At 35.4% G+C, this 25,182-nt stretch carries 25 protein-coding genes, 1 tRNA gene and 1 pseudogene; 12 read left to right on the top strand and 15 right to left on the bottom strand.

Going from position 1 to position 25,182, the window contains the following annotated elements; all coding sequences use genetic code 11:
* Nucleotides 1-111 precede the first annotated feature (111 nt).
* Complete coding sequence (locus KHA94_RS02110; RefSeq protein WP_213100493.1) at nucleotides 112-1,344, top strand: MFS transporter; 1,233 nt, start codon at nucleotides 112-114, stop codon at nucleotides 1,342-1,344.
* 156 nt (nucleotides 1,345-1,500) lie between these two features.
* Nucleotides 1,501-1,845 (top strand): hypothetical protein, encoded by a 345-nt coding sequence (locus tag KHA94_RS02105; protein ID WP_213100492.1) that lies wholly within the window; start codon nucleotides 1,501-1,503, stop codon nucleotides 1,843-1,845.
* A gap of 193 nt (nucleotides 1,846-2,038) precedes the next feature.
* Here KHA94_RS02105 and KHA94_RS02100 read toward each other — a convergent pair whose 3' ends face one another.
* Both KHA94_RS02100 and KHA94_RS02095 read right to left on the bottom strand, forming a co-directional pair.
* Entirely contained in the window at nucleotides 2,039-2,323 is a 285-nt protein-coding gene (locus tag KHA94_RS02100; protein ID WP_213100491.1) for a ferredoxin family protein, read from the bottom strand.
* Between the two features lie 409 nt (nucleotides 2,324-2,732).
* The gene (locus KHA94_RS02095) at nucleotides 2,733-2,930 is read right to left on the bottom strand and encodes a hypothetical protein (RefSeq protein WP_213100490.1); all 198 of its coding nucleotides are present in this window, start codon (nucleotides 2,928-2,930) and stop codon (nucleotides 2,733-2,735) included.
* Between the two features lie 112 nt (nucleotides 2,931-3,042).
* On the opposite strand from KHA94_RS02095, the gene KHA94_RS02090 reads away from it, so the two are divergent.
* Nucleotides 3,043-3,354: a hypothetical protein gene (locus tag KHA94_RS02090; RefSeq protein ID WP_213100489.1), complete on the top strand. Its 312-nt coding sequence runs from the start codon at nucleotides 3,043-3,045 to the stop codon at nucleotides 3,352-3,354.
* Between the two features lie 103 nt (nucleotides 3,355-3,457).
* Entirely contained in the window at nucleotides 3,458-3,604 is a 147-nt protein-coding gene (locus KHA94_RS26190; RefSeq protein ID WP_275950852.1) for a helix-turn-helix domain-containing protein, read from the top strand.
* Nucleotides 3,605-3,820: 216 nt separating this feature from the next.
* Here KHA94_RS26190 and KHA94_RS02080 read toward each other — a convergent pair whose 3' ends face one another.
* The 4 genes from KHA94_RS02080 to KHA94_RS02065 are packed head-to-tail and all read right to left on the bottom strand — an operon-like array spanning nucleotide 3,821 to nucleotide 7,274.
* Nucleotides 3,821-4,105, bottom strand: a complete 285-nt coding sequence (locus KHA94_RS02080; RefSeq protein WP_057774024.1) for a ferredoxin family protein — start codon at nucleotides 4,103-4,105, stop codon at nucleotides 3,821-3,823.
* Complete coding sequence (locus KHA94_RS02075; RefSeq protein WP_213100488.1) at nucleotides 4,105-5,400, bottom strand: FAD-dependent oxidoreductase; 1,296 nt, start codon at nucleotides 5,398-5,400, stop codon at nucleotides 4,105-4,107. The genes KHA94_RS02080 and KHA94_RS02075 overlap by 1 nt, the downstream gene beginning before the upstream one ends.
* Nucleotides 5,393-6,421, bottom strand: coding sequence for an electron transfer flavoprotein subunit alpha/FixB family protein (locus KHA94_RS02070; RefSeq protein WP_213100487.1), 1,029 nt, complete (start codon nucleotides 6,419-6,421; stop codon nucleotides 5,393-5,395). The genes KHA94_RS02075 and KHA94_RS02070 overlap by 8 nt, the downstream gene beginning before the upstream one ends.
* Before the next feature lie 31 nt (nucleotides 6,422-6,452).
* On the bottom strand, nucleotides 6,453-7,274 hold the full coding sequence (locus tag KHA94_RS02065; RefSeq protein ID WP_213100486.1) for an electron transfer flavoprotein subunit beta/FixA family protein: 822 nt from the start codon (nucleotides 7,272-7,274) through the stop codon (nucleotides 6,453-6,455).
* Nucleotides 7,275-7,710: 436 nt separating this feature from the next.
* Here KHA94_RS02065 and KHA94_RS02060 point away from each other — a divergent pair, with 436 nt between their 5' ends.
* Nucleotides 7,711-8,445 carry a ZIP family metal transporter gene (locus KHA94_RS02060; protein WP_213100485.1) on the top strand — a complete coding sequence of 245 codons (735 nt, stop codon included), beginning with the start codon at nucleotides 7,711-7,713 and terminating at the stop codon, nucleotides 8,443-8,445.
* A gap of 471 nt (nucleotides 8,446-8,916) precedes the next feature.
* On the opposite strand, the gene KHA94_RS02055 is transcribed toward KHA94_RS02060, so the two are convergent.
* From KHA94_RS02055 to KHA94_RS02035, 5 genes and pseudogenes are all read right to left on the bottom strand, one after another.
* On the bottom strand, nucleotides 8,917-9,174 hold the full coding sequence (locus KHA94_RS02055) for an aspartyl-phosphate phosphatase Spo0E family protein (RefSeq protein ID WP_249365271.1): 258 nt from the start codon (nucleotides 9,172-9,174) through the stop codon (nucleotides 8,917-8,919).
* Nucleotides 9,175-9,442: 268 nt separating this feature from the next.
* Complete coding sequence (locus tag KHA94_RS02050; protein ID WP_213100484.1) at nucleotides 9,443-11,296, bottom strand: PAS domain-containing sensor histidine kinase; 1,854 nt, start codon at nucleotides 11,294-11,296, stop codon at nucleotides 9,443-9,445.
* Nucleotides 11,297-11,519: 223 nt separating this feature from the next.
* Nucleotides 11,520-13,316 carry a methyl-accepting chemotaxis protein gene (locus KHA94_RS02045; protein WP_213100483.1) on the bottom strand — a complete coding sequence of 599 codons (1,797 nt, stop codon included), beginning with the start codon at nucleotides 13,314-13,316 and terminating at the stop codon, nucleotides 11,520-11,522.
* A gap of 342 nt (nucleotides 13,317-13,658) precedes the next feature.
* A complete protein-coding gene (locus tag KHA94_RS02040) occupies nucleotides 13,659-15,953 on the bottom strand; it encodes a thiamine pyrophosphate-dependent enzyme (protein ID WP_213100482.1) in 2,295 nt (764 codons plus the stop codon).
* A pseudogene (locus KHA94_RS02035) lies at nucleotides 15,953-16,955 on the bottom strand (2-oxoacid:acceptor oxidoreductase family protein). Before KHA94_RS02035 ends, KHA94_RS02040 begins: the two are co-directional and overlap by 1 nt.
* A gap of 355 nt (nucleotides 16,956-17,310) precedes the next feature.
* On the opposite strand from KHA94_RS02035, the gene KHA94_RS02030 reads away from it, so the two are divergent.
* On the top strand, nucleotides 17,311-18,351 hold the full coding sequence (locus KHA94_RS02030; protein ID WP_213100481.1) for an acyltransferase family protein: 1,041 nt from the start codon (nucleotides 17,311-17,313) through the stop codon (nucleotides 18,349-18,351).
* 94 nt (nucleotides 18,352-18,445) lie between these two features.
* Nucleotides 18,446-18,519 (top strand) — tRNA-Arg (locus tag KHA94_RS02025).
* Between the two features lie 72 nt (nucleotides 18,520-18,591).
* Here the strand turns inward: KHA94_RS02025 and KHA94_RS02020 are convergent.
* Nucleotides 18,592-18,780 carry a hypothetical protein gene (locus KHA94_RS02020; protein ID WP_213100480.1) on the bottom strand — a complete coding sequence of 63 codons (189 nt, stop codon included), beginning with the start codon at nucleotides 18,778-18,780 and terminating at the stop codon, nucleotides 18,592-18,594.
* Between the two features lie 779 nt (nucleotides 18,781-19,559).
* Between KHA94_RS02020 and KHA94_RS02015 the strand changes: the two genes are divergently transcribed.
* From KHA94_RS02015 to KHA94_RS01995, 5 genes are all read left to right on the top strand, one after another.
* Nucleotides 19,560-19,748, top strand: a complete 189-nt coding sequence (locus KHA94_RS02015; protein WP_213100479.1) for a hypothetical protein — start codon at nucleotides 19,560-19,562, stop codon at nucleotides 19,746-19,748.
* A 238-nt stretch (nucleotides 19,749-19,986) separates the two neighbouring features.
* Nucleotides 19,987-20,538: a putative glycolipid-binding domain-containing protein gene (locus tag KHA94_RS02010; RefSeq protein WP_213100478.1), complete on the top strand. Its 552-nt coding sequence runs from the start codon at nucleotides 19,987-19,989 to the stop codon at nucleotides 20,536-20,538.
* 122 nt (nucleotides 20,539-20,660) lie between these two features.
* Nucleotides 20,661-20,816, top strand: a complete 156-nt coding sequence (locus KHA94_RS02005) for a hypothetical protein (protein WP_213100477.1) — start codon at nucleotides 20,661-20,663, stop codon at nucleotides 20,814-20,816.
* A 217-nt stretch (nucleotides 20,817-21,033) separates the two neighbouring features.
* The gene (locus KHA94_RS02000; protein ID WP_213100476.1) at nucleotides 21,034-21,543 is read left to right on the top strand and encodes a GNAT family N-acetyltransferase; all 510 of its coding nucleotides are present in this window, start codon (nucleotides 21,034-21,036) and stop codon (nucleotides 21,541-21,543) included.
* Nucleotides 21,544-21,631: 88 nt separating this feature from the next.
* Nucleotides 21,632-21,967 carry a L,D-transpeptidase gene (locus KHA94_RS01995; protein WP_057774044.1) on the top strand — a complete coding sequence of 112 codons (336 nt, stop codon included), beginning with the start codon at nucleotides 21,632-21,634 and terminating at the stop codon, nucleotides 21,965-21,967.
* Nucleotides 21,968-22,129: 162 nt separating this feature from the next.
* Here the strand turns inward: KHA94_RS01995 and KHA94_RS01990 are convergent, their stop codons facing one another.
* The 3 genes from KHA94_RS01990 to KHA94_RS01980 are packed head-to-tail and all read right to left on the bottom strand — an operon-like array spanning nucleotide 22,130 to nucleotide 25,035.
* Nucleotides 22,130-22,849 (bottom strand): LutC/YkgG family protein, encoded by a 720-nt coding sequence (locus KHA94_RS01990; protein WP_213100475.1) that lies wholly within the window; start codon nucleotides 22,847-22,849, stop codon nucleotides 22,130-22,132.
* Nucleotides 22,846-24,276, bottom strand: a complete 1,431-nt coding sequence (locus KHA94_RS01985) for a LutB/LldF family L-lactate oxidation iron-sulfur protein (RefSeq protein ID WP_213101258.1) — start codon at nucleotides 24,274-24,276, stop codon at nucleotides 22,846-22,848. The genes KHA94_RS01990 and KHA94_RS01985 overlap by 4 nt, the downstream gene beginning before the upstream one ends.
* A gap of 42 nt (nucleotides 24,277-24,318) precedes the next feature.
* A complete protein-coding gene (locus KHA94_RS01980; protein WP_213100474.1) occupies nucleotides 24,319-25,035 on the bottom strand; it encodes a (Fe-S)-binding protein in 717 nt (238 codons plus the stop codon).
* Nucleotides 25,036-25,182: the final 147 nt, after the last annotated feature.

Below are 25,182 nucleotides of genomic sequence, written 5' to 3'. Positions count from 1 at the left end.
TACAATTAATGATGAATAGAAAAAACCATTTGATATCCTTCATCATCTAGTATTATATTTATTTAGTAATACTAAATTTATTAAAACATTATTTCCAAAGGAGTCCTGATAATGAGTAACACAGCAGCAGCGGCCCAGACAATTTCAAGAAGCAATGAAACGTCTTTTAAAATATTGATCATCATAGGCCTCTGTCATTTATTGAATGATTCAATCCAAGCGATTATCCCTGCAATGTTTCCAATCTTGGAAAACTCAATGGGTCTTTCCTTCACCCAGCTTGGAATTATTGGATTTGCACTAAATATTGTTGCTTCAGTCTTACAGCCAATAGTCGGTATGGCAACTGATAAAAAACCAATGCCCTATGCTTTACCAATTGGATTAACTTCCAGCATGATTGGTGTACTTGGATTAGCATTAGCTCCAAGCTTCGAATATATCGTGATATCAGTCGTATTCATTGGACTAGGATCAGCTGTATTTCATCCTGAAGGCTCCAGGGTAGCATATATGGCAGCTGGTTCTAAGCGCGGACTTGCCCAATCTATTTACCAAGTAGGGGGAAATAGTGGACAGGCAATGGCACCACTTATTACCGCATTAATCCTTGTACCTCTTGGCCAAATAGGAGCAGCATGGTTCACAGGTGTTGCCGCTATTGCTGTTGTGCTTTTAACTTATATTGCCATTTGGTACGCTAGAAATCTTCGAATTGAGCAGAGCATGCTTAATAAAAAAAGTAAATCAACCATTGAAAACCAAAAAGGAATATCAAAAGGTGTTAAATTTGCTCTCGTTCTTATATTGGTTCTAATTTTTGCTCGATCTTGGTACATTTCTGGTATGACAAATTATTATGCTTTTTACACTATTGAGAATTACTCTTTCTCTATAAGACAAGCTCAAATCTTTTTATTCGCCTTTTTAGTGGCAGGTGCTCTTGGAACTTTATTTGGCGGGCCACTTGCAGATCGATTTGGTAAAAAGCTAGTCATCTTCCTTTCAATGATTGTATCTGCACCATTAACAATTTTGATTCCAATTGTACCACCAGTTGCTGCATTTTGTTTGCTCACAATTACAGGTTTTATACTTATGTCAAGCTTCTCAGTAACAGTGGTATACGCACAAGAGCTAGTTCCAGGTAAAATTGGTACAATGGCTGGATTAACAGTCGGTCTTGCATTTGGAATGGGTGCAATTGGGTCAATGGTAATCGGCTATTTAGCAGATATTATCGGTATTACAAACACGATGATTCTAACTGCTTTTTTACCGCTAATTGGGTTACTAACTCTCCTTCTCCCTTCTGATCAAAAACTAAATGAATGGAATTCATAAGAAACTGTGGAGCCCCATTAAATGAGGCTCCCTTTTCTTTCTAAGTTTGAATTTAATAAAAAATTTATTAAATATTGTGAAAATTAATCATTGAATACCATATAATAAATACATGAACTTAATAAATTCATATCAATTAGATTGGAGGGTGAAAATATGTGTCCGCCAAATTATAAAGATTTTTATCAAAAGGCATTAGTTCCAATCGGCACAAATGATTTCAAGTGTCTTAATGATTTAGATGAGGTTGATAAACTTAAACATTCTCATTGGCTTATTGCTCTTGAAGGAGAAATCAGGAACCTAGATAAAGAATATTACACATGGAAGATTACGATTTATCCATCAGATTCCAATGGAAACTTTTCTTGGAATACCCTCTACTATTCATCTCCGATCTTTGATTCCTTCCATCTTGCATATGAACATGCAAAAAACTTAGAAAAATACAGTGTTAACGACAAGTTATTTTCTGCAAAAATACGAGAAAGCGCTAGTTAAGCCCTCCCATCTACAACTTTTGCTTTTCCTTTTTACCCGCATATGTGAAAATACATACAAATTCAACATAGTGGATTAACCCATTTCTTTACGATAAAGAAAAGACGATGCTTATTCATGCACCGTCTTAATCGATTAATTACTAACTATTTTTCAATCCATTTACATACAAAAAAATCAATGTGACCCCTTATTATGCCAGCCTAAAAACAATCCCGTGTCCACCCTTCGGATACTCCCATTTAATATTTTGATACAGACAGCCAATCCTGCAGCTTCCGCATTCATGACATCCTTCGTATCCAACCTGCATTCTTAACCCTTCCCATTTGTACACCTCTGCTGGGCAAAAAATCGTACATATTTTACTAGGACATTTTGTCATGCAAATATCGTGGTCTAGAACGGTTAAATGCGACTTCGTATCTGCTTTAAAACGAATTAAATATTGTTTTTCTTCAATATTTTTCGTTGACATTATTTCACCGCCTTCTATGCACGATACATCAAAATGCCTGAAAAACATTGATTTTTCAACACCAATATTGTAATTGGTCACGGATTGCGGTCACAATTTTTAATTTATAATAACCATTTGATCCAACTGTTCCGCTACTTGCTGTTGCATACTTGGGAGAACATGACTATAAATGTCTAATGTAATTCCTATCCTTGCATGTCCTAACCGTTCTTGGATTAATATATTTTCTAGAATCATTCATTGATTCTTTTAAACATTTTAATCCTTGGTCTATGAGTATCACCTACCTTTATAAGACAATAAAAAAAGACAGTCAGATTAAGTGACCGTCTAAAGCCTTCCCTCGTATTCTTTTACTTGTTTATAGAATGTGGATTTTTTAATTTCAAACAGAGAGTAATATGGTTTAGATGCTTTTATCAAAGTTTGTAACACTCTTATATTCATTTATTGCTTGCTGCAATCCATCTGTTTTAAAGAACATAGCGAAAGTTCTATCCGTTTCAGGATGCTTTGCAACTATAAGATAATCTATTCCCTTTACATCTTTAATAAAGGTAAATAATCGTTTGTTGTAGCAGAAGAATACATTTGACTTGTTCATTCCTTCTCACCCCCTTTCAAGTAATCAAAATGTAAAAGGCTTGTAATTGTATTGCCCTTGATGTTAGTACTCTATACGTTTAAACTTTATCTACTGTTAAGGAGTGATAAAGTTGAAAGAAGTAACTGCAAGCCAACTAGCATTCAAGAAAAATTTATCGATAATTGAACAAATGACATTAAAAAATATCATATTTAACTGGATTGGTAGACCAGATAATGGGCTAAATGATGTTCTTCCACTTGAGTATACGGAAACTGTTTTTGCGAAGATGGAGTCACCATTGGATACAAACTTTATAATCGAAAATACTAAAACCTTCAGATTTGTAACTCTAACTGAAGAGAATCAGATAGTTATAGGATTTTTAGATTCCAATTTCGAATTAAAGATTAGAATCTTATCCCTAGAAGAGCGTTTGTAAGTATAAGCACTGTTACAAGTGCTTTCAGATTGTCGACAAAAGGGGTTCGGAATGGTCTCATTCCGAACCCCTTTTGAGTGTTTTTCTACATTTTTAATCTATTTTGCACCTCTCAACTGACGGTATCAAATTTGATACTTTAAATAAACTTTGCAAAGCCCTCAACTGTAGTGTGGGTGATTCAATTGAATATGTTAATGAAGAGGACAAACTTAGGTCTTGCGTGCTATGTCTTTTTGAGTTTTTCTAGACATGAATTATTCGGATTAACCTCCTTTCTATATTGATTCCCTCTATTACCTTCTTCTATTGAACACAAAAAAGGACGATGCCTTTATATAAGCATCACCCTTTTAAATTCTATATACAAACAGCCGAGAGCAATATTTTTACTGGTCACATTTTTGGTCACACTGGACACATTTTTCAATCCATTTACATAAGAAAAAATCAATGCGACCCTTTATTATGCCAGCCTAAAAACAATCCCGTGTCCGCCCTTCGGATACTCCCATTTAATATTTTGATAAGGACAGCCAATCCTGCAGCTTCCGCATTCATGACATCCTTCGTATCCAACCTGCATTCTTAACCCTTCCCATTTGTATACCTCAGCTGGGCAAAAAATCGTACATATTTTATCAGGACATTTTGTCATGCAAATATCGTGGTCTAGAACGGTTAAATGCGACTTCGTATCTGCTTTAAAACGAATTAAATATTGTTTTTCTTCAATATTTTTCGTTGACATTATTTCACCGCCTTCCATGCACGAAACATGTCTTGAATAACCTTGAGTTTGCCACGTTCTCCAGTAATGCTGCGCATAATTTGTTTTTGCTTATCCTTTTTAGAAGTTCCGTCTACCGTAAAGAACTTACTAGCGGCACGATTGATCATCGGAACATACTCATTAAAATATTGTGGATAATGCTCAAATACATGTGCTGCATCTTTATATTTTTCTAAATCCTTCATAATAAAACTATCATATAAGGCTTCCCTGTATTTATTCAAACTAGACTCGCTAAAGTCATTTCGATTTTTTGCTTCAATAATGGCTTCAGCTGCCATTTTTCCAGATTTCATAGCCATATTCGAACCTTCTCTATGGATGGCATTTACTAGCTGTGCGGCATCTCCAACTAATAAAACCCCATTACCTGCAACCTTTGGAACTGAATGATATCCTCCTTCTGGGATAAGATGGGCTAAATATTCAAGGGATTCTCCGCCTTCCATAAGCGGTCTAACCATTGGATGAGTCTTCAAATAATCTAAGAGATCATATGGCTTAAGTTTTGCCTTTATCATACTTGAAAGTGTCGTTCCTACTCCGATATTTATGCTTTCTTTATTTGTATAAATAAAAGCTGTTCCTAAATTTCCTTTTGTTGAGTCTCCAAATATTTCAATTGTACAGCCCTGATTCTCCTCCAAATTAAAGCGATCATTAATTTTGTCTTTTGAGAGATTGATTACTTCCATTACTGTTAGGGCTACTTCGTCCGGTCTGAACTCCTTATGAAAACCAAGCTGTTTTCCAAGAAGGGAGTTTACCCCATCTGCCAATACGACAACATCAGCATAAACTTCACCATCTGGGCGATCCGTTCTAACTCCGACTACCTTCCCATTTTCCACAATACATTCGAGGACAACTGTTTCATTTACAAGCAATACACCTTGTTCGACACCTTTCTTCGCAAACCATTGGTCGAAAGGAGCACGGAGAACAGTAAAGTTATTATAAGGCTCCATCCCCCATTCAAGCCCTTTATAGCCAAAGGTAACAGCAGATTCTTTGTCCATCATCCAAAATCGCTGCTCAATTACGGGTCTTTCTAATGGAGCTTCTTTCCAAAACTCAGGTATAATTTCCTCCATTTGCTGCCTGTAGAGTACACCGCCCATTACATTTTTGCTGCCGGGATATTCTCCCCTCTCAATTTGTAATACTTTCAATCCATTTTTTGCACATGTATAAGCACATGATGTACCTGCAGGGCCTGCTCCAACTACAATGACATCAAATTTCTCAGACATAACTAACTTCACCACCCTTTTCTTTCTGCAGCACCTTGAACTGCTCAATTAATCTTGGGACTATTTCCATTGCATCCCCTACAATTCCATAGGTGGCTACATCGAAAATCGGTGCATTTGGATCTTTGTTAATCGCAATGATAAATTCAGAATTTTTCATCCCTACAATATGTTGAATTGCACCCGAGATACCTATCGCAAAATATATTTTTGGGGTAATCGTTTCCCCGGTTTGCCCTACTTGTTGCTCATGTGGAAGCCACCCCGCCTCAACGACATCCCTGGTCCCTCCAACTGTTGCTCCAATCGTTTCAGCTAATTCATGAATAAGCTGAAATCCTTGTAAGTCTCCCATTCCTTTTCCCCCTGCAACCACTACATGTGCATCCGTTAAACGTGCTTTTTTTGTGACATCCTTCACAATTTTAAGCACTTTTGTTCGCATATCTTCTTCTTGTAAGAAAATTTCCTCTTCTATTATTTTTCCAATTCTACTATTATCCTTTTCTAGTGCTTTCATCACCTTTGGGCGAACAGTACCCATTTGTGGGCGATGTTTTTTACATAAAATTGTTGCCATAATATTTCCGCCGAATGCAGGTCTGCTTGCTTCAAGTAATCTATTATCTAAATCTACGTCCAGCATCGTTGTATCTGCTGTTAAGCCTGTGCTCAAATCTGTGGCTACCGCACTTGCAAGGTCCTTCCCATTCGGAGTTGCCCCGTAGAGAAAAATTTCTGGCTTATATTTTTCAGCAAGTAGAATAACACCCTTCATATATGACTCTGTTCGATAATCCTTTAGTACAGCGTGGTCAACTACAAATACTTGATCTGCACCATAAGAAATAATTTCAGGACATAATTCCTTGATTTCAAGCCCTAATAATACTCCGGATAATGGCACTGAAAGCTTATCAGCAAGCTTCCTTCCAGCTCCCAGGAGTTCTAAAGACACTCCTTCAATTTCTCCTTCATTCTGTTCAATAAAAACCCAAACTCCCCGATAATCCTCAAACATTTAGCCCACTCCTTTCCCATTAAAAAAAAGGTTAATGATTAGCGAATAATAATTCTTTTTTGTCTTCTAATAAAGCGATTAATTGAGCGACTTGTTCGTCTGCATTTCCATCCAGCTTCTTACCGCCTTCTGGCTTCGGAGGAGTGAACATTTTTCCTACAATTGTTGGCGAGCCTTTAAGCCCTAATTGTGGACGATCGACATTTTCAAGATCATTTACAGTCCATATGATTGGTTCGTACCTAGCTGCTTTAATCATGTTTGGCATTGGAGAATATTCGATTTCATTAATTTCTTTGCCAACTGTCAGTAAACAAGGATATTGAGCTTCAATCAGCTGATATCCATTCGCAATTTTTCTTTTCAGGAGCACTGTTTTCTCTTTTTTATTAAATTCTGTTACTTCAATTACATTCGTTATTGGCGGAATATCCAATCTCCTTGCAATTCCTGGACCTACTTGTCCAGTATCCCCATCGATTGCATGAAGCCCGCAAATAACGAGATCTATTTTCTGTTCTTTCGAGATTCGTTCCAATGCTTTTGATAATGCATAGCTTGTTGCTAGTGTATCTGCACCAGCAAATGCCCTGTCCGATATTAAATACCCTCTATCGGCTCCAATTTCAATGCTCTTCTTTATAACTGCAGTCGCTTGCGGGGGGCCCATTGATAAAACTGATATCGTGCCCTCTCCAATCATTTTCTTAATCTTGACGGCTTCTTGCACTGCATGTGCATCATATGGATTTAAGATTGCTGGTGCGCTTCTTCGATCAAGTGTGTTTGTTTTGGGATTAATTTTTATTATTTTTGTATCTGGTACTTGCTTCACACAAACGACAATATGCATAAATGATTTTCCCTCCTTATCCTCGAAAACGCTTTCCTTTTTTGCATATTAAAAAAGATATGTATTAACGATATATGAATCGCAACACATGCATAGTACTAACAAAATAAACTTCCATATAAAGATTGTTATTTCTTTAAAAGAAACTATTGATTTAAGAATTGTTCATGTAGAAATAGTAATGTTTATTCTAGAATATTTTTCGAACACATCATGGGCTTTTATTTAGAAAATATTATTTCGGTCAGGGGCATAGAGGCAAAAAATAGAAGTAAATACAAGGTATAATATTCTAATAAACATTTTATTCAAAATAATTGGAAATATCTGTGATAAAACTCACAAGTTCTTTTTTGATCTTAATTGAATTTAATATTTGTCACCATTTGGGTTTCACTTTTATAATAAAGTTATACATAGAAATGAGGAAAGAATAATGAGTGAAGTAATTTTCGGAAGCGTTCTCTCAGCGTTATCAACAGGTCTCGGTGCTTTTATTATTCTTTTTATGTCCGAAACTGTTACCCATAGGTGGCGCGATAATTTACTCGCTTTCACTGCTGGAATAATGATGGCCGCTTCTACACTAGGCCTTATACCGGAAGCACTAAAAACTGGAGGTTTTATACAACTTTCAATCGGGATATTTCTTGGAGTATTAGTCCTTACTCTTATGGAGAAAAATATTCCTCACATTGATCTTAAGCATTCTAAAATGGGTATTGAGTTTGACGAAAAAGCAATGTTAATTATTGCAGCAATTACTCTCCATAATATCCCTGAAGGGCTTTCAGTAGGGGTTAGCTACGCATCACATATACAAGATACTGGAAACTTAATTGCCTTTGCAATTGGGTTGCAAAATGCTCCAGAAGGCTTTCTAGTTGCTCTTTTTTTAGTAAATCAAAAGATTAATAAATTTAAAGCATTTATAATAGCCACAATGACTGGAGCAATTGAGATTGTCATGGGATTATTAGGCTTTTATTTAACCTCATATGTAGATTTTCTTGTCCCTTATGGTTTGGCATTCGCGGCAGGTGCAATGTTATTTATTATTTATAAAGAACTTATCCCTGAAAGCCATGGGGATGGAAATGAACGGACTTCAACCTATTCCTTTATCATCGGGCTGTTATTCATGGTATTGCTCATAGATGTTTTTGCTTAATATATATGCAATATCGATCGTTTCCTTGATTTAACCCAAAACCCCAATGACGAAGACGGGCGCCATTGGGGTTTTTTTATTGTATAGGAAATTATAATTTTCGCTATCTGTTGATTACTTGAGATATAGTTCATCTACGTTCAGCTCCAGCGCCTACCTCCGACGTACAGGACGTACTAGTGTCGACAATGCGACAGGACAAGGAAAGCTACGTCAGCGACACATTGCACGACCAAAAGAGAAGCTTTTGGGAGGACGCCGCGTTTTTGTCGACCTCGAGGTCACAAGCTTGGCTAGTTGCGGCTCCTAGGGACTCGTGTCATAAGCCAATCCCAGCCAGAAGACAAAGAACGTCTTCTAGCTGAGCTCGTCTTGTGAAAACCCTTGAGCTGTCCACTAAGGAAAGTTACTTCAGATAATCACATTGGAAACAATCTGAACTTTTATTGTTCCGTATACGCCTCCGCTTTTCTATGTATACATTTCTTGTTTTGTTATATCTAATTGATTATGTACTGCAAAAACCATTTTTCTTATAGGAAAATGAACATTAACTTTTTGTTTTTTATTTAAATGAAGAGACCGTTGATACTCGTAAATTAATTCATCCAATTCTTGACTGCAGCGAATTGTGTCCTCGCTTGTAAATCCTTTATTCTTTGCTGTATCTATCATTTTATCTCTTTTTTCTTGAATTTGAAGCAATATTTTTTTGCCTTTCAGTTCCAAACCAGTCACCCATCCTATTATTCATAGTACAAATGTCTATCTCTATCTAATAATACTACTTCTAGCATTATTGCAATAATCTATTAAAAAGTAAATAGATTCGCAAAATTAGACAAATTTCCCTATAAATTATTTTTTTGCCATTATTCTAATATGTTTTTATAGGAATTTCGACATGATTCTTGCACCTTCATTAACCTTCATCACTCATTTTTCAGAAAAAACCCACCTTTTTTAATCCGTCTATTTACCTAATGAAATAGATAGTCTAATTCTTCCTGCTAATCTCTTTTTTCATTAAAGGTAAATAAATATGAAAAACTGTCCCAACCCCTAATTCACTTTCAACCTCAATCGTCCCCTCATGCTCTTCGACAATTTTATAGGTTACCATTAAACCTAAACCAGTCCCTCTTTCTTTAGTTGTATAAAAGGGTTGTCCTAGCTTATTTATTTTATCCTTAGGAATTCCGCAGCCTTCATCTTGAATGGAGATATGAATTCTTTCATCAGTGGCAGAATTCATTGTAATTGTAACAAATCCTCCTTTTGGCATAACCTCAATCGCATTTTTTATAAGATTGATAAAAACCTTTTTCATTTGATTTTGTTCACAATAGATAGGCGGTAAATCTTTCTCATAATATGTTAGAAACTGAACATTATGTAATACTGCTTGTGCACTTAAAAATTCAACTGTTTCTTTCATTATCTGGGTAATATCTCTTTCAATAAACTTAACTGCTTGTGGCTTTGCTAAAATCAAAAATTCGTTAATGATTGAATCGATTCTTTGCAATTCAGATGTAATAATATTAAAGTACATGGAATAGTCTTCTACTATGTTATCTTCTAATAATTGAATAAACCCTTTAAGAGCCGTCATCGGATTTCGGATTTCGTGGGCTATTCCAGCCGCAAGCTCACCAATAACATGCAATGTATCTGATTTTCGCAGTTTGACATCCATCTCAAGTTTTTCAGTTATATCTTTAAAGGTTATTAAACTAAATTGAGAGAAAACATTATACTTAGCTGCAAATTCAATAAATTTTATTTCATCTGATCCTAAAATGACTTCAACAGTCCCCGTTGCTTTACCTTTTCTTATCAAATCAGACGAATAACCTTCAATTTCATCATCACTTAATTGAAACTCTCTTAAAATTTTAGTAAATGAATGACCAACCAAGGTTTTTTTCAGATTCTTTAACAATTTTTCTCCTGCTTGGTTGATATCTATTATTTTAAAATCATTATTCAAAATAATGATACCCTCTATGGCTCCTTCAAACACTTTACGAAATTTTAATTCACTTTCCCTTAGCTCTTTTTCCATTCTGCGAGTGTCACTTACATTCCGTAAAATAGTCAAATGATATCCTTCTACTGCATGTAACTTTGTCGTAAATTCTAATGACTTTTTTTGACCATTTGGCATAAGAAACACGAGTTCGTCCCTAATTTCTCCATGTTCAAAAAGATTTTTATACATTTTCTTAAATTTTTCATCTTTAGCATATATAAAATCCACGATGTTTTTGGATACAAGATCGTCGTAACTGCTTTCAAAAATCCTGCAGGCAGACTCATTTGCATTAACAATTTTCCCCTTCTCTGTCCAAAAAATAATTCCATCGAGAGCCTCAGCAAATAAATCCTTATACAACTCCTCATTTTTTCTTACTTTTTGCTCTAGCTTCCTCTTTTCTGTTATATCTCGATAAATAGACATAAAAAGGGTATCTTTTTGTAAAGTACTTGTTGTGAACTCAAAGTAAGAGAGACTTTCCTTAACTAATATTGGAAGAACTCCCCTTACACTGTTTTTTTCTTTTAATATTTTTGCTTGCTTTTCTAACTTAAAATGCATTTCAAATGGCACTAACTTTTCCATTGTTAATCCAATCAAATCGTTTCGATTCCTATGCACACTTGTACAAAAAGAGGGATTTACTTCAAGAATTATTCCCGATTCATCAAATATGACCATCCCATCTGCTGCGTTTAAAAAAATCCCCTCAATAAATTGTCCATTTAGAAAGTTTGAATTGCTCTTGTATAAAGATTTTTTCTCGAGATTATCTGCATCATACCTGTTGATTTTCTTATTCAAAGTCACTTCTCTATACCCTCCCTATTGGGATTTACATTATACATTATTCTACAAATTAACTGGATTTCCTTTCTAGAAAAGGAAAATGGAGTTGTTAATTTTAAATAAAGATATTGAAAGGAAAAATATTAAATCGTCGTTCTTTCATATTGATTAGTTAATGTAAAACAAAAAGATAACGAAAAGGTGTCCTTCATATTATTAAAGGACACCTAAGCTTAAAAGATAATTACAGTTTAAATTTAGAAATCATTTCATTTAATTTGTCAGCTTGTACTGATAAGGATTGGGCATTTTCAGAGATTTCTTCTATTGAAATGTTGGTTTGCGACATACTTGCGCTCGTTTGCTCAATTCCAGCAGCTGACTCCTCTGAAATAGAGGCGATAATTTCAATCGACTGATTCATTTGTGAGGAACCTTCAGAAACCTTTTCTAGATTTAATGATATTTCATTCACATTATCCGTCATCAAATTAATAGCTTGATAAATTTTATTAAATGTTTCACTGGTTAATTGAATTTGGTCAGTTCCTTTTTCCACTTGAGTATATCCTTCTTGTAAGGAGGCAACCACATTATTCGATTCATTTTGGATGCCTTTCACTATAGTCGTGATATCAGCAACAGAATGAGATACTTGCTCAGCAAGCTTTCTTACTTCATCCGCTACTACTGCAAATCCCCTTCCATGTTCACCTGCTCTTGCTGCCTCAATGGCTGCATTCAATGCAAGCAAATTCGTTTGATTTGCGATATCGTGAATGACTTGAACCAGTTTAGAAATTAGCTTCGTCTGTTCATCTAGGCCATTCACTCGATCAACGGATGTTTGCATAATTTCATTTATTATAGCCATTTGCTCTTGAGATTCTCTCATCAATGATACACCATTTTTTGTCATTGTTAATACTTCATTTGAGGTGTTTTTAATCACAAAACCACTTTCGGTGGCTTTCTGAACCTTTACTAAGTAATCGTCCATCATACTAGCTAATCCAGTGGTCGAATCGGCCTGTTCAGTTGCTCCTACTGAAAGCTCTTGCATTGTTGAAGCTCCTTGCTGACTTGCAGCACTCACTTCATTTGCAGCAATATTAAGTTCTCCACTCTTCTCTGTAACAAAACTAGAAACAGCAGAAATTTCCTGAATCATGGCCTGAAGTCTTTCTTTCATTGCATTCGTTGCCTTGCTTAATTCAGCAATTTCGTCTGTACCTTCATATTGGACTAATTCGACACTTAAATTTCCTGTAGCAACCTCATTAGAAAGATGTACAATTTGACCGAGTTTGTTTGAAATGATTTTCCCAATGACTAGGATACTAGCAATACCTAACGCAGCAGAAATAACTATAGAAATGACAAGTACAACTAACGTAAGAGTTATTTCAGACTTAGCTGTATTTACTGCGCTTCTTTGCTCTTCTATCAACATATCACTTAAGCTTTCTAGCTTAACGACTGTTTCCGAAATAATATTATCTGCTTTCAATTTCGCAAGCCGGTATTCTCTTTCATGCTGAAGCTTAACTTTAGGTTTGATCGTAAAATGAAACAAGTTTGAAATTTCTTTATCACTTTTAATGATCTCTGAAAATAATTTTTTCGTTTCTGAAGTTGATAATGTAGGTTGAATATCTTTCTTTAATTGATTAAATTCCTTAGATAATTCATCAAATGTCCTTAAATGCTTTGGATTTGAATCTATAATATAGTTCCCAATAGTACTTCCTTTCTGATGAAAAATAGCAGTTGCTGCAGAGATCATAATGGCCCTTTCACCGGTATCTTTAACTGTTTCCATTTTGGAATTAGCTATCGTTAATAGGACAAATGTAATTAAGGTAGAAATAGTAAAGAGTCCAATCGTTACAAATAATGCGACTCCGTATTTTTGACCAAGCTTTAATTTCTTCCATAAAGGAATATTAGCGAATAAATTTACTAATCTATTTTCCTTTTTTTGTTTGATCTTTTTCTTTTTACCTACCTTCTTAATTCGTGTTTTTTTTACCCCTTTCATCCTAGGTCCTCCTCCTTTGTCTAACCATAGTTGCTTTGGAATAATCTAAAAGTTATGTAAAATATGAAACATTTTTACTATTGCATTATTTTATTATAATGCAAATTATTTAAATTTTGAAGGAATAGTTTTCATTTGTGGGAAAATTAAAATAAATTATATAATTATTTCCATTTTTTAATAAAAGGCTATGATAAACTCCCCTGTTGATTTCATTTTCAACACCTATGCTTTAACACAGACTAATAAGAAAAAAAGAGCAAAGTACAAATATTGCACTTTGCTCTTTAAAAAAGTGAAACTTTATTTAATAATATTCTAAGAAAAATGAAAGAGATTTACTTACAAATATGGATTTTCATGCTTGGCAAGCAGACGTTGCCAGCGATTTTCGATTTCCTCTTCCAATTCTGTTAGCATTTCACGATTTTCTTCTTTTAACAAATGTTTTGTCTTCCCCATATATTTTAGCCATTCAGACAATTCGACCCTCTTCTTTTTCTCAACTGGATTATAAGTGATCGTTGTTAAGCCTTCCTCAACCTCGTAAAGTGGGAAGAAGCATGTATTTACAGCTGCCTCAATAATTTTCTCACCATATCGATCCTCTGATTTCCAGTTTAATGGACAGGTAATAAGGATCTTCCCATATACTGTTCCTACATTTTGTGCGTACCACTGTGCTTTAGCAGCTTTTTTTATTAAATCCTGTGGGAAAGCCTCTGCTCCAGTAAAAACGTATGGAATATTCGTTGAAGCCATTATTTGTGCTGTATCCTTATGATGAAAAGTTTTACCCTTTTGCGCACGTCCAACATTACTAGTACTAGTCATATGACCTTTTGGAGTAGAATAGGACAATTGTGACCCTGTATTCATGTATCCTTCATTATCATACTCTAGCATAATTAGTTTGTGATTCCTTAAAGCCGTTCCTATACTTGAGCCCATACCGATATCCATGCCACCGTCACCTGTGATCATAACAAATGTTGCATCATCAGAGACTTCGATTTCACCACGATCCTTTAATTCTAAAAAGGCTTCAACGGTTCCAGATAGTGTTGCAGCTCCATTTTGGAACAAATTATGAATCATTGTTTGTTTATGTGAGGAATAAGGATATGAAGTAGTTGTTACATATGCACATCCAGTTTGGAATAATATCACGACATCTCCTTCAATTCCCTTAAAAAATAACTCAAGCCCAGTAAAAATACCACAACCAGGGCATGCTCCATGTCCAGAGGCTAAACGCTTTGGTTTTGTAGTAAGGGAACGCAAAGGCGGAATCTTCACCTTTAATTTTTTGGTTTCAGGATCCTTCTCTACATGGATTAATCCAGAATTATACACGTCTCCAAACTGGGGAGAAATGACTGGTTTCAATGCCTGATCTTTATTCCCCGGAATATGACCATAATACTCAAATGGAATATTTGCATATCCTTTTTCCATTGCATCTATTGCTTCGTCAAAGAAATGTTCTGCATCATCTGCATAAAAGTCCTTACCGCCAAGACCAAACACCCTGCTCAAAACGATTGTTTTATTATCTTTATCATCCTGTAATGCTGACTTCACTTCATGAGTTAAATTCGGACCGTTTCCACCATAAGAATCTGCTCTTTCACCAATTAGCAATGCATTTACATTCTTCAATACTACGCGGATTTCTTTTGCAGGGAATGGACGGATTATATTTGGACTAATAACACCAGCCTTTATTCCTTTTTCTCTAAGATGGTCCAAGACATCCTTAGCTGTTTCTGCAGCAGAATTTAATAAGAATAAAGCAACCTCAGCATCTTCCATTTTATAGAGATCAAGTACAGGATATTCGCGGCCAGAAATTTTTGAGTATTCCGCTGCTACTTCTTTAAAGACTTCACCTGCAGCATACATCGCTTCTGATTGCTGGTAATGATTATTTATTATATCTTCGCCATTCATATGTGCGCCTATTGTTACAGGCCTTTTCGGGTCCCTTGCAAAATGATAATCAGTCGGACATTCACCAACAAAGTGCTGAACAATTTCGCGATCCTTGAAATATTTAACCTTTCTTTTTTGATGAGACGTAAAGAAGCCATCATAAGCTACCATTACAGGCAAGCGAACTTTTGCATGCTCAGCAATTTTCAACGCCATAATATTCATGTCATACACGGCTTGAGGTGTTCTTGCAGTCAATATAACCCAACCGGTATTTAATGCAAAATACAAATCAGAATGATCTCCACGAATATCTAATGGGCCACTGATAGAACGAGTAACTAGGTTCATGACCATTGGGAAACGGGTTCCAGATTGAACGGGAAGCTGCTCAATCATGTACATGAGTCCATTTGCACTCGTTGCATTAAAGACCCTTGCACCAGTTGCAGCAGCACCATAACATATCCCCGCAGATCCGTGTTCCCCATCTGCTGGGATTAACTTAATATTATGTTCCCCTCTCGCTTTCATTTGATCTAAATATTGAGCAACTTCTGTTGAAGGCGTAATAGGGAAATAGCCCATGATATGATAATTTATTTGTGCGGCAGCCATTGCCGCCATTTCGTTGCCGCTTTCAAAGGTTGTCAGTTGCTCTGCGCTTTTTAATACTTTTAGTTCTTCTTCCACCATTGCCATTATGAAATACCTCCTACTAAATAAGGAAAGCTTTGTTTGACCCAGCGTGATTCAGCATAGCCGATCGATTCTCGTAATTCGCTTAATGCAGTCGTTGGACAAGCTTCAACACATTTCAAACAGCCTTTGCAGTATTGATAATCGATTCCTTTAAGGAACATTTGCTTCCTTCCCCGTTTGTCTTCTCCTTCTTCCCATACAAAACAATAATCTGGACAAACGGTATCACATGCTGCACAGTTAATACATTGTTCTTGTTCGAACTTAGGAAGAAACCCTTGTCTCGAACCGCTAAGATCCTTCAAAATGCTGTTTGCCTGAGCAGTAATGACCCCGCCAATTTCCTGAGTTTCAAATCCGAGTTGAGGCAATGGACGTGAGAATTCTTTTCCAATGGCATCTTCAGGTGTTTCATACGTTTTAAATCGAACTTCGTTATATCCACGTTCAAAGGTTCTAATATTTGGTTCTACTAGATGTGGATATTTCTTTTCAAAAGTGCTGCGGATTACATTCTTCATTGATTCTGGGTCAAGGAAGTCACAAATACGGAATAACGCCCCGAGCATAGCTGTATTTACTTTTGACAGCAATTTGCAATGCATCAACGATTGCTAACGTGCCATATTCTAATTTCAAATCTTTTTTAATATCATCAAAACTCCTAATTGAATTGACTAATAGAATTCCATCCGGCATAAGGCCGCTAACTACATCGACAGTTTTATATAATGCTTCGTGAAAAACACCGATCACATGAGGCTGCTCGATTGGGCTATGTGCGCGTATTTCTACATCATTATCACAAAAGCGGATAAAGCTTTTCACAGGAGAACCTTTTTTTTCAGATCCATAGGAAGAAAAGTTTGATCCGTTCAGGCCAAGCCCTAATACACCAGCTTCCGCCAGCATTTTCCCAGCCAAATTGGCACCTAGTCCGCCAATTGACTCCAGTCTAATTTCAAAAAATCCAAGTTCATTTTTCTTTGGTAAAATTGACATATTCACCCTCCCAATATTCTTCATGTCGTTTGCTAATTAGCAAACATTAACAATCCCCCTAAAGTTATTGTATTTGAAAGGTTTGTGAACTGCTGTGACAAAAGTCAAACATTCCATCTTTTATGATTGGAACAGAATTATATTTCTGTCTAAAACCCTATTAAATAAACTTTGAAACCGCATGCACAATTATATAACAGATGTTTTTATGTATTATAACAGAAGAATGATAGCTGTATATTACTTTTATTGGGAATCCATCCATTCATTCAAATGTATATATTGGTTTTATTCATGATAGGGTGGGTGTATAATAAAAGAATCTTTTTAGGGGGTCTAAAAAGAGGAGGAAAAAATGCAAAAGCGTGAATATTATTTTGATAACGCAAAATTCATTTTAATTTTTTTAGTTGTATTTGGACATTTTCTACGGTCTTATATTTCAGAAAATGAGACTGTTTATACATTATATAAGCTGATTTACACCTTTCATATGCCTGCTTTTATATTAATATCTGGTTTTTTTGCTAAAGGCTTTAATAAGCAAGGTTATATAGCTAAAATTTCAAAAAAATTAATACTTCCTTATATAATATTTCAGCTTATTTATTCTTTATTTTATTATTTTCTATACAATGAGCAGTCAATTCAGGTTGATCCACTTACACCGCATTGGTCCTTATGGTTTTTGATCAGTTTATTTTCCTGGAACATAATGCTTATTCTATTCACAAAAATAAAGCCCATAATCTCAATCATTGTCGCTTTTGCTATTGGATTAATGGTGGGATATGCTGATTGGATTACTGATTTTTTAAGCTTATCAAGAACTTTTGTGTTTTTCCCGCTTTTTTTAATTGGATACTATTTAAAGAAAGAGCATTTTTCTTTAATCGTGTCACCTAAAGCAAAGATTGCTTCAATATCCATTTTTATTATCGTTTTTACTGGTTTTTATTTATTTCCGGATTTGAACCATGAATGGCTCCTTGGATCGAAACCCTATACGGAGATGCGCGTAGCTTCCATTACAGCTGTTTTTGCTCGGCTTGCCTTCTATATATTAAGCCTAATTATGGTTTTCAGTTTTTTCTCTCTTGTTCCAAGGAAACAATATTTCTTTACAACTGTAGGTAAAAATACTCTTTATGTTTATTTACTTCATGGTTTCTTTGTACGTCTGTTTAGGGAAAGCAATATTCAATACTATTTTACTGATCCAGAAAACTTTCTTTTGCTAGCAGGAATATCTTTAGTTCTTACCCTGCTATTATCGAGTAAAATGACAATTTCATTTGCACAGCCTCTAATCGAATTAAGTACATCAAGGCTCAAAATTTTGCAAACAAGAGCAGCTACTATTCTTAAGTATTATAGAAAAAAACTATTAAACTAAAGCAAAGGGCGATTGGCATGTCCATTCGCCCTTTTTCATTCGAAACAATTGACTGCACTGGAAAATTGGGTTTATAATATAAATCTAATGTAATGTCCCAGTAGCTCAGTAGGATAGAGCGACAGCCTCCTAAGCTGTAGGTCGTAGGTTCGATTCCTATCTGGGACGTATAAATTAAAAGTCATCAAATCCTTTTGTAAAAAAAGGATTGATGACTTTTTTGTTTTAAAATAGATGTTCTTATATGATCTTTGAAAATAGATTTGTCGGAGAATTTGTAGGTTTATCAAAATCATCCCTGATTACAAGGAAAGCTTTTGCCAGCTTCGTTACGTTCCCATCCTCGCCACCTTCGAAAACCTTTTCTACACCATCAGGAGCATAACAACCTTTATTTTCATTCGATTCAAATGCAATTGCTTTAATCATTCCTCATTCTCTCCTTATCAAATTTGATTCTCCACATATGTATTTGGTAATATATTGGTGATAACCAGACAGGATGTGCTATTTATGGATTTTCTTATTCAAGTTGCTGCAGGAGCAGGTATATTCATTTTAATCCTCGCGGCTGCTGCTATTAAAACTCATATGGATATTAAATACAGGAATAATAAGAAGTAAACTTTCCTTCCAACGAGTTTAATAAATAATTTGTACTGTCATAAGAGATAAAAAAATAAACATAGGTCAGTTCCAATTGTTGTATTATTTAGGCAAGAACTTCAAGCAACAATCAGATCTCTACATGTCATATTTGAAAATATTTCCCCATTAACTATTAAAAAATATATGACTACACAAAAAAAATTTACAAGAACTTGTAGAGATGGAGGACTAGTTTTTAACAATACAGTATACAGCATCTTATAAAAAAGATGCTATTTTTTTGTGATATGCAGTTTTGACTATAACGATACTCGCTTCTTTATTTGATTCTAACAATCTCCACTTATAATTATTTCTATAATAACTTTTTTTATAATACACTGTACAAAAATCAGTTGGAGGATTTTCGAATGAAAAAACCTGCACTGTTGTTATTTTTTTCCTTTATATTCACATTTACACTTATTGGCATATTCTTCATAATTAATCCGTTTGTATTTGCAGGGCTTTTTCCTGGGCTTTTTACTAAATGAAGACTATTGAAACCTATTTGTATAAAAAACGTAATAAGAATTAATACAAATATTTGAGGTGCTGGTATGAATAAACAGAATCAAACCTGCATTGTTTGTGGGAGTAAAAAATTTACTCAAGGTAGATTAGATGGTTATGCAAAGGTGAGACCAATTAACAAAACATTTTCTTTAGGATCTAATTTAATTCTTACTTTTTGCAAAGATTGTGGTGAAGTATCTTCTATTAAGGTAGAAAAACCGAGTAAGTTCTGAGATTGAGTAAAAAGGGATCATCACCTTTCACATTGAAATGTCCAAATAATTCATCCATCAAAGAACTTGCAAATGATTATACGAGGACATCAATGTCATAACTAACAACAATTTGCTTCTTATCTTCAGATAACTTTGCCAACATAATTAACTCTTCTTACCTATTGTTTACTAAATATCCAATTCTATGTTTGTTTGATAAAATATATTATTATATTAGTAAAGGCGATGATAGATTATGAACAAGGTTGCAATTTGGGAAAACCTTAAGTCCTACGGTACGGAATTTTTAGAAATTATTACTTCTGATACTTTGTCGAAAGTAAACAGTACAGTTATTTCTATGGAAAATGGTTTTCCTAACAAAATAGACTACACAATAGAATTAAATGATTGGTTCATTAAAAATCTAAGTATAGAAATACCTAACACCGGAAAATCCCTTTACATTGAAACTAACTCAGATCGACAATGGTTTGACCAAAAAGGGAACGAAATCAAAGAACTTTACGGAGCAATAGATATCGACATATCCTGTACTCCTTTTACAAACTCATTGCCCATTAATCGGACAAAATGGATAATAAGTGAACCTCAGATTTTCAAAATGGTTTTTATTACAATCCCTGAACTGAGCATTAAGAAAGTAGAGCAAATCTACACACTTATTAATGTGGGAAATGATTATCGAATGTTCCATTATAAGAGTGGTTCATTTGAGTCTATGATCAAAGTCGCTAGTGATGGTTTAGTAATTAATTACCCAAAACTATTCATACGAAAGTATTGACTTCCAAGCTCGGATAATCGCCAAGCTTTTTTACATAACTCTTATTTTGTTTCAAAATCACAACAAAATGTAAAAATTGTCCTTTTTGTTTATAATTAACAAACGAAAGAAGAGGTTTTTTCTTGCCACAATACAAAGTAATTAAAGAACATATTTCTAATTATCCTGACCCGATAGTATTAAAAAAGGGGTTAGAGGTTTTGTATGGAAATGAAAATACACAGTTTCCCAATTGGGTATTTTATGAATCAATTTCTACAAATAAGGTAGTAATTTAACCCTAAATTTTCACAGCCCCTCTTCAAGCGAGAAGAGCTCTTTTTATCAACAGTACTTTCAATTCCCCAATTATAAACATCGGACTAGGTTGACGCTTTGATAACCTTCCTGAAAGTACTTCACTATCCTTAAAGTTTAAGATAAAATGAGGCATATGATAAAATAGAATCACAAATTCTCGCTAGGATAAAATTCTGAGAGGCTGGTGTATTTCCTTTGAAAATTCTTGAAACAGAGCGGCTTATCCTCCGCTTACAAACAACTGACGATGCAGCATTTATCTTAGAGCTTTTGAATGACCCCTCTTGGTTGCAATTCATAGGCGATCGCGGTGTGAGAACACTAGAAGACGCACAAGCTTATATACTGAATGGAGCAGTTCGCTCGTATGAGCAATTCGGTTTCTGTTTCTATTTGGTGGAGCGCAAAGAAGATCATGTTCCGATTGGAATCTGTGGTCTAGTAAAAAGGGATACATTGGAAGATGTCGATCTTGGATATGCCTTTCTACCAAAGTATTGGGGAAAAGGATACGCCTATGAAGCAGCCTCTGCTGTAATGGCATATGGAAAAGATACGTTGGGGTTGAATCGCATTGTGGCGATCACCGCTCAAGACAATCACACTTCAGCCAAACTACTTGAAAAAGTGGGATTACAGTTTGAACGACTGATTCAACTCCCTAATGATTCTGAAGAACTTAAGCTATTTGCATTTGAAGCTTAAAAGCCCTTACTCATCGAGTAAGGGTCTTTTTCTATTAACAATTGCCAGTATTCATCATACAATGATCAAAAATATGGAGTTGATCTTCGTGGCGAGATGGATTGACGTATCTACTTCAAAACATCAATTAAAGCTTTTTGATGGAAATAGGCTAATAAAAACTTACCCCATTGCAGTAGGTAAAATACTATCACCAACACCTTCCGGGACATACAAAATCATCAATAAACAACCTAATCCCGGCGGACCATTTGGTGTGCTTTGGATGGGATTGTCACAACCTCATTACGGTATACACGGAACAAATAACCCAGCATCAATCGGAAAGGATGTCTCACATGGATGTATTAGAATGTTTAATCAAGATGTTCTAGATTTATCATCTAAAGTTCCGGTTGGTACTAGTGTTTATATTCATAGATGACTTTTTTTGTCATTAAAAATACTAGAAAAAATCGGTTTTACATATAAAGGAACAAAATGGTTTGACGATACTGAGCAAGAAGTGCCTTATTACCAATATATAGTTTAGCCATAACTATATTTTCCAAGTAGATTCTTAATCTACTTTTTTATTTGAATTACTTTATACATCCTCAACAACAATATAAGCAGCTTTCACTGGCCCATGTACACCGACAACTAAATTCATTTCAATATCTGCCGAGTTGCTTGGACCTGTAATTAAATTTATGCAGGAGGAAAGATGCTCACCTTTTTTTATTTTGTCCCTTAGGAGTCTAGCTGCCTGAGTCATACGAGGGACAATCGAGCTTTTCGGAATAATTATGACTGACGCTGAAGGTAAGAAATTAATGCTTCTTCCTCTATCCTTGCTGCTGAAAAGAACTGTTGTTCCTGATTCGGCTAAAGTAATGTCACTGATGGTTATCCCTATGCTTGCCTTCTCTGCATTTTTGATATTCACATCATCTTTAGTGGAGTCCCACTCATGAATGTCGATATTTTCATTCGGCCATACTTGATTAAAAAGGGATGATAGTCCGTATTCTTCAAACCGAGGGTCCTTCCCTCTTACAATCGATCCTCCGCCAAACTCATTTACAATATTTTTTAATACTTCAGATAACCCTGCTTTATTGGTAACAAAAATGTTTGTGTGAATACTTTTACATTGCTTTATCAGTACCTCAAGTAATTCATCTGTGCTTGCACCCTTTAAGACTGTATCCTGTGGATGATAGTTCCATGTTGGTCTTTCTACATCTTTAGCCACTTGATTTCTACCTAAACGTTGAGCAATTTTATCAAGGAATACATCTCTGTTTTGAACTTTGCCATTCACTGTTTATTTCCCCCTTTATCCCGATTTTTAAACCAGTCTCGAAATCTTTCTTTATTTGGCGCTGGAAAATCACGAATTTCTGTCCAAGCCTTTAGCGGACCTGGCCCTTTAGATATCTTATCTCCAACAGTAAAGGGATTCATTGCAGTTGGTGCAAGCTTTGATCCAATTTTATATATTGATGATGACGCTGCCCCTAGACCAAATGCTTTCATAGCCATTTTTTCTGAGATTGGCGCTTTTCCCTCTCGCTCGACTATTACTTGGCGGTGCTTATGAAGAAGCTCGTGTAATGGAATTTTCACAGGGCATGCGTCTGTACAGGCGCCACATAATGTCGAGGCATAAGGAAGCTCCTTATAATCTTCATACCCTCCTAATAATGGAGATAACACGGCGCCGATCGGACCAGAGTAAATAGATCCATAAGAATGCCCGCCTACATGACGATATACAGGACAAACATTCACACAAGCTGCACAACGAATGCATTGCAGAATAGAATGGAATTCTCCACCAAGTATTTGAGACCTTCCATTATCTACGATTACTAAATGAAAATCTTCTGGACCATCTACTTCTTCTTCACCCTTAGGTCCAGTCAAAACCGTGATATAACTTGTCAGCTTTTGACCAACTGCACTCCTTGTTAATAAACTTACAAGAACTTCCATTTCTTCAAATGTTGGAACAAGTCTTTCCATTCCCATTACAGTAATTTGCGTTTTCGGGAGAGCTGTTACAAGATCTGCATTGCCTTCATTTGTTACTAGTGTAATTGAACCTGTCTCTGCTACAGCAAAATTGCAGCCTGTAATCCCTACATCAGCAGTCAAAAACTCCTTCCGAAGCATCTTCCGGGCATGTGCTGCTAATTCTTCTGGTTTCTCTGTCTTTTCATAGCTTAATTTTTTTGAGAAAATATCCCTAATTTGCTCTTTATTCTTATGAATGGCAGGGGCAACTATATGTGAAGGCGGATCATGATCATCAAGCTGTAATATGTATTCGCCTAAATCGGTTTCTATCACTTCACAACCTATTTCCTCTAGACAGGCATTTAAATGAATTTCTTCGGTAACCATTGACTTTGATTTCACGATCTTGTGCGCGTTTTTCATTTCAATAACATCTCGAATATATTGTCTTGCTTCTTCTGCTGTTTCCGCAAAAAATACATGTCCACCTCTATTCGCCACATTCTCACTTAACTGAAATAAATAGAAATCTAAGTTTTCAAGAACATGCTGCCTGATTTCTTCTCCAAGTGAGCGCCATTCCTCCCAATTCCCTAGCTCCTCAGCAGCCAAAAGCCGCCTAGTCTGAAGCCTTTCTTGACCTAAAGAAACAGCTCCTCTCATAAAGGCATTGTTAATTCCAGCATCGACTCTCTCATTAAAATGATCATTACCTATTTTCATAGCCATCATTTTGACCCCCTTTATGAAAAAATTTAGTTTTCATCCTTCTTAACGGCTATTTAGCACTTCAGCAATATGCATTACTTTAATTGTTTTTTCTTTCCTAGCGATACGTCCCCCAATGTTCATTAGGCAACCTCCATCAGCACCTATTAAGAAATCGGCCATCGTTTCTTCTACATAATGAACCTTTTCATCTACCATTTGCTCAGATATTTGTGCCATTTTCACAGAGAATGTTCCTCCAAACCCACAACAATAATGCTTACCAGGCAGTTCAGTGAATTCAAGTCCTTCTACATGACTTAATAGTTTCATTGGTGCCTCTTTCACTCCTAATAATCTCGTCATATGACAGGAGGTATGGAAGGTAGCTCTCCCTTCTAATCGTGCTCCAACATCTTCGACTTTCATGACATCAACGATAAATTGTGTTAATTCATATGTTTTTTCTGCAAGTGCCTTCGCCTTTTGTTCCCAAATCGGGTCTCCTTTGAAAATTTTGGGATATTCATGTAACATATAAGCGCACGATCCTGAAGGTGCAACGACATACTTTGAATCTTTGAAAGCCTCAATCATTCTCTTCATCGCTTCCGTTGATTCCTTTACATAGCCGCTATTAAAGCTAGGCTGGCCACAGCAAACCTGAGATTCTGGAAAATCAATCTCGCATCCAAGCCGCTCTAATACTTCCACAGTTGCTTTTCCAACTTTACTTTGGAACATATCAACTAAACATGTAGCAAATAGACTTACTTTCATATGGCTATCTTCTCCTTATATAAATTTCTTCTTGTTGCTTTTTTTGAATATTCTTTATTTTATTCTAATTCTTCTTAATCATTAATTAAAGGAAGATTTCACTTTATTTTGGATCGAGTTGCATGGTTTCTCTTCTATCTATTTGGT

This window comes from Cytobacillus citreus, assembly GCF_018343665.1.
In the GTDB taxonomy this organism is placed as follows: Bacteria; Bacillota; Bacilli; order Bacillales; family Cytobacillaceae; genus Cytobacillus; species Cytobacillus citreus.
Note: the sequence above shows the minus strand (reverse complement) of the source record. Positions and strands in the feature narration are given on the sequence as shown.

Coding starts and splice junctions, on each gene's coding strand:
- KHA94_RS02110 (WP_213100493.1), top strand. CDS start 112: ATGAGTAACACAGCAGCAGCGGCCCAGACAATTTCAAGAAGCAATGAA.
- KHA94_RS02105 (WP_213100492.1), top strand. CDS start 1,501: ATGTGTCCGCCAAATTATAAAGATTTTTATCAAAAGGCATTAGTTCCA.
- KHA94_RS02100 (WP_213100491.1), bottom strand. CDS start 2,323: ATGTCAACGAAAAATATTGAAGAAAAACAATATTTAATTCGTTTTAAA.
- KHA94_RS02095 (WP_213100490.1), bottom strand. CDS start 2,930: ATGAACAAGTCAAATGTATTCTTCTGCTACAACAAACGATTATTTACC.
- KHA94_RS02080 (WP_057774024.1), bottom strand. CDS start 4,105: ATGTCAACGAAAAATATTGAAGAAAAACAATATTTAATTCGTTTTAAA.
- KHA94_RS02075 (WP_213100488.1), bottom strand. CDS start 5,400: ATGTCTGAGAAATTTGATGTCATTGTAGTTGGAGCAGGCCCTGCAGGT.
- KHA94_RS02070 (WP_213100487.1), bottom strand. CDS start 6,421: ATGTTTGAGGATTATCGGGGAGTTTGGGTTTTTATTGAACAGAATGAA.
- KHA94_RS02065 (WP_213100486.1), bottom strand. CDS start 7,274: ATGCATATTGTCGTTTGTGTGAAGCAAGTACCAGATACAAAAATAATA.
- KHA94_RS02060 (WP_213100485.1), top strand. CDS start 7,711: ATGAGTGAAGTAATTTTCGGAAGCGTTCTCTCAGCGTTATCAACAGGT.
- KHA94_RS02045 (WP_213100483.1), bottom strand. CDS start 13,316: ATGAAAGGGGTAAAAAAAACACGAATTAAGAAGGTAGGTAAAAAGAAA.
- KHA94_RS02040 (WP_213100482.1), bottom strand. CDS start 15,953: ATGGCAATGGTGGAAGAAGAACTAAAAGTATTAAAAAGCGCAGAGCAA.
- KHA94_RS02030 (WP_213100481.1), top strand. CDS start 17,311: ATGCAAAAGCGTGAATATTATTTTGATAACGCAAAATTCATTTTAATT.
- KHA94_RS02020 (WP_213100480.1), bottom strand. CDS start 18,780: ATGATTAAAGCAATTGCATTTGAATCGAATGAAAATAAAGGTTGTTAT.
- KHA94_RS02015 (WP_213100479.1), top strand. CDS start 19,560: ATGAATAAACAGAATCAAACCTGCATTGTTTGTGGGAGTAAAAAATTT.
- KHA94_RS02010 (WP_213100478.1), top strand. CDS start 19,987: ATGAACAAGGTTGCAATTTGGGAAAACCTTAAGTCCTACGGTACGGAA.
- KHA94_RS01985 (WP_213101258.1), bottom strand. CDS start 24,276: ATGGCTATGAAAATAGGTAATGATCATTTTAATGAGAGAGTCGATGCT.
- KHA94_RS01980 (WP_213100474.1), bottom strand. CDS start 25,035: ATGAAAGTAAGTCTATTTGCTACATGTTTAGTTGATATGTTCCAAAGT.